The sequence below is a fragment of the Streptomyces sp. ATLC9 genome, assembly GCF_057196705.1.
The window spans coordinates 1-3,926 of record NZ_JBXUOY010000386.1 but is presented as its reverse complement, the minus strand read 5'-3'; the positions used below and the strand labels follow the sequence as shown (position 1 = coordinate 3,926).

The following is a 3,926-nucleotide window of genomic DNA, read 5'->3' as shown; positions in this document are numbered from 1 at the left end:
GCGCCGCGCCGGGCTGGCCGCCCCGCCGCGCCGGCTGACGGCGGCGGGTGCGCCGGGCCGCACCCTCCACCTGGAGATCGGGGGTACGGGCGGCGGCGACTGGTACATCCCCCTGGACTCCCCGGCCGCCCTCGCCTCCCCGGAGCACACGGTGGCCCGTATCGCGCTGGAGGACGCGGAGTTCTGCCGGCTGGCCGCGGGCCACGTGCCGCCGCGGGAGGCGGCAGCGGGCCGGGAGGGCGAGGAGGAGGACGTCCGCGACGTCCTGTGGGCCGTGGCCTCGCTCTCGCGGATGTGACCCCCGTGTGCGGTCGGGCTCCGGCCGGGGGCGCGCGGTCGCGGGGGTCCCGTCAGGCGAAGACGACCGTGCGGTGGCCGTTGAGCAGTACGCGGTGCTCGCTGTGCCACTTCACCGCGCGGGCCAGCGCCTGGCACTCCACATCCCGGCCGACCGCCACGAGCTGCTCGGGGGTGAGCTCGTGCCCGACGCGCTCCACCTCCTGCTCGATGATCGGGCCCTCGTCCAGCTCGGCGGTGACGTAGTGCGCCGTGGCGCCGATCAGCTTCACACCCCGGGCGTGGGCCTGGTGGTAGGGCTTGGCACCCTTGAAGCTCGGCAGGAAGGAGTGGTGGATGTTGATGATCCGGCCCGGCAGCTCCCTGCACAGATCGTCCGAGATCACCTGCATGTAGCGGGCCAGCACCACCAGTTCCGCGTCCTCCTCGCGGATGATCTCCAGCAGCCGTGCCTCCGCCTCCGGCTTGGTCTCCCTGGTGACCGGGATGTGGTGGAAGGGGATGCCGTAGGAGGAGACCAGCTCCTCGAAGTCGGTGTGGTTGGAGACCACGGCCACGACCTCGGTCGGCAGCGCGCCGATGCGCGTGCGGAACAGCAGGTCGTTCAGGCAGTGGCCGAACCTGCTGACCATGAGGACGACCCGCATCCGCTCGTCGGCGCGGTGGATCTGCCAGTCCATCCGGAAGGAGTCGCCCACCGCCGCGAAACTCGCCCGCAGCTTCTCCACGGTCACCGGGGCGTCCGCGCTGAAGTGCACCCGCATGAAGAACAGCCCGGTGTCGTGGTCGCCGAACTGCCGGCTGTCCTCGATGTTGCAGCCGGTCATGAACAGGTAGCTGGAGACGGCGTGCACGATGCCCTGTTTGTCCGGGCACGACAACGTCAGGACGTACTGCTCGGGCTGCTCGGGCTGCTCATGCCTCTCGGGCGCTGCGGTGGGCTGCGGCTCGCTCATGCGCACAAGCGTGGCACATCCCGGCCGGGCGCCGTGACCGGTCCCGCCGGCCGGGAACGGGACCGGGATCCCGGGTCAGGCGGTCCGCAGCACGGCCGCCAGCACGTCCAGCGACCGGGGCGGCCGGTCCGGGTCCTCTCCGTCGTTGGCGGAGAGCAGCACATGGGCGTCGCGCGCCGCGTGGACGGCCTCCGGCCAGCCCGGGTGCTCCAGATAGGCCGCCACCGGGGCGTCCGCCCCGACCTGGTGCATGATCCGCAGGACGCGCAGCACCGCGACGTCGACCAGCGCGGACTCCTGGGCGTCGCGGAAGACCGTGCCGATGTACTTGTCCGCGGACCAGTTGTCCAGCCAGGTGTCCTCGACCAGGCGGTAGACGGCGTCCGTGACGTCGCCGTACCCGGGCAGGCCCGCCAGCCAGCACTCCCGCTGGAAGACGGGGTCGGAGAGCATGTGCAGCGCCGAGCGCACATTGCTGCGCCAGCGCCACCAGGGCATGTCTTTGGGCGGCATGCCGTCCATGGTGCTCGAACGACCGCCACGGCGGGAAGGCCTGTCCTGGCGCTCCTGCCCATGCTGCCCCTGCCGGTCCTGCTCTGCTTCGCCCTGTTGTGCCTGCACGGTCGTCGATCGTACGTTCCGCACCGGGCGGATTCGCGCACCCCCTGCCTGTTCACCCCTCCGTTGCTCCGCGTTGGCTGTTCATCACTCGCCCGTTACAGCCGCGGCGGAATCGTTCGGAGTCATGACCGCATGGCGTCGCAAACGTTCCGCTAGGACCATGACCGCTCTCGCCGCCACCACGGGGGTCTGCGCCTCACTGCTCACCGGCTGCGGCATGCTCCCCGGTGACGCGAGGGCCGACGAGAGCGCCGTGACCGTGATGACTTGGGCCCCGGAGGGGACCGAGGCCACCAACATGCCCGGCATGCCGGCCATGGCACAGGCATATGCGCGCTGGGTGAACGCCACCGGGGGCGTCAACGGGCGGACACTCCGTGTTCTCACCTGCAACGATCACAACACCTCGGTGGGCGCCGCCCGGTGCGCCGACCGCGCCCGCACCGAGAACGTCGTCGCGGTCGTCGGCTCGTACAGCCAGCACGGCCGCACGTTCATGACGGCCCTGGAGTCGGCCGGCATCCCCTACCTCGGCGGCTACGGGGTGACGGACGAGGAGTTCACCAGCCCGCTGTCGTATCCGGTCAACGGGGGCCAGGCCACCCTGCTCGCCGGGAGCGGCCACCAGCTCGCCGACCACTGCGAGCGGATCTCGCTCGTACGTCCCGACACCGTCTCGGGCGACCAGCTCCCCCGGCTGCTCAACGCCGGCCTGGCCACCGCCGGTGGCGGGGGCCCGGCGGCCGACATCCGCGCCCCGGAGGACGCCTCCGCCTACGCCGAGCACGCCAGGCGCGCCCTGGCCGGGGTGGGCCTGGCCGAGAACGGGGGCGGCGCACGGACCGCCGGTGCGGGCGGCGCCCAGGTCGGCGGAGCGGAGGAGGCCTGTGTCACCGCCGTGCTCGGCGGCCGTACCGACACCTTCTTCGACTCCTTCCGGCGGCTGCGCGAGGGCGGCCCCGGGGTGCGTATCGCCTCGGTGCTCGGCAGCGTCCAGCAGTCGCTCGTGGACCGGACGGGCGGCCCGGACAGCCAGTGGGAGGGCGCCTACGCCACCGGCTGGTATCCGGTCTCCTCCGATCCGCGCTGGGCGGGGATGAAGAGCGTCATCCGCGAGCACGCCTTCGGCGACAACCGGATCGACGCCGCCGACCCCGGCGTCCAGACGACCTGGATCGCGTACACCGTGCTGCGGTCCGCGCTGGAGCACACCGAGGGGACCGTCACCGCCGCAACCGTCCGGCGCGCCCTGGAGACCATGCCGCCGGTGGACACCGAAGGCCTGACACCGCAGTTGAGCTGGCGCTACGAAGACATGCTGGCCGTACGCGACCATCCGCGTCTGGTCAACGCGATGGTGACCTTCCAGCAGGTCAGGAAGGGGACGCTGGCGCCGGCCCGCAAGGGCTTCGTCGATGTGCGCGACACCCTGGAGACCGTGCCGGGCGACAGCTGAGGCACGGCACGCGCACGGCACGGCTCCGGCGGCCGGGGCGGAGGCCGGGGCGAGAGCTCGGGCCGGGTGCCGGGCCCGCGCTCAGAGCTGGCTGAACTGTCTCTCGGGCAGGCCGTACTGGCGGGCGGTCGGATTCCACAGTCCGGCCGCCTTCTTCTTGGCCGCCGTGGCGTCGCCGCTGGCCCTGTTGCCCTGGGCGGTCCGGTCGGTCGTCCGGGCCCTCCCCTTCCGGCACCCCTTCCCGCCCGCGGCCTGGTCGGCCCACGCGGCGTAGTGGTTGTCCGCGGCGGCCGATGCCTTCCACGCCTCCGTGAGGGCGTCGGCCAGCTCCCGGTGCCGGGGCAGTGCGCCGATCTCGATCTCGCCGAGTCTGGTGACCAGGCCGTTGCGCTGCCGGGCGGCGTCGCGCAGGTCGGTGGCGGCCTGGTCCAGGTTCTCGCACTTCTTGATGTTCTCGACCGACCGGATGACCGCGTTGCGGCTGCTGTTGCTGTCCGCGAGCAGCTTGTCCAGCTCCTCGGCCTGGGCCCGCGCCGGATCGGCCGAGGAGGACGGCGACCGCTCGGGCTCCGCGGGGGCCGACGTCTCCCCCTGCG

Annotated in this window: 3 protein-coding genes and 2 pseudogenes; 2 read left to right on the top strand and 3 right to left on the bottom strand. The window is 72.6% G+C overall.

The features are described 5' to 3' along the window. Positions 1–298: pseudogene (locus AC2CJA_RS25140) on the top strand (MDMPI N domain containing protein); the annotation flags it as partial. A 52-nt stretch (positions 299–350) separates the two neighbouring features. Here AC2CJA_RS25140 and purU read toward each other — a convergent pair. After that, positions 351–1,253: a formyltetrahydrofolate deformylase gene (gene purU, locus AC2CJA_RS25135; RefSeq protein WP_484604966.1), complete on the bottom strand. Its 903-nt coding sequence runs from the start codon at positions 1,251–1,253 to the stop codon at positions 351–353. Between the two features lie 75 nt (positions 1,254–1,328). Continuing rightward, the gene (locus AC2CJA_RS25130; protein WP_484604965.1) at positions 1,329–1,766 is read right to left on the bottom strand and encodes an SCO4402 family protein; all 438 of its coding nucleotides are present in this window, start codon (positions 1,764–1,766) and stop codon (positions 1,329–1,331) included. Positions 1,767–1,998: 232 nt separating this feature from the next. Between AC2CJA_RS25130 and AC2CJA_RS25125 the strand changes: the two genes are divergently transcribed. Further along, positions 1,999–3,330, top strand: a complete 1,332-nt coding sequence (locus AC2CJA_RS25125; RefSeq protein WP_484604964.1) for an ABC transporter substrate-binding protein — start codon at positions 1,999–2,001, stop codon at positions 3,328–3,330. A gap of 81 nt (positions 3,331–3,411) precedes the next feature. On the opposite strand, the pseudogene AC2CJA_RS25120 reads toward AC2CJA_RS25125, so the two are convergent. Further along, positions 3,412–3,926 (bottom strand): annotated as a pseudogene (locus AC2CJA_RS25120) (hypothetical protein); the annotation flags it as partial.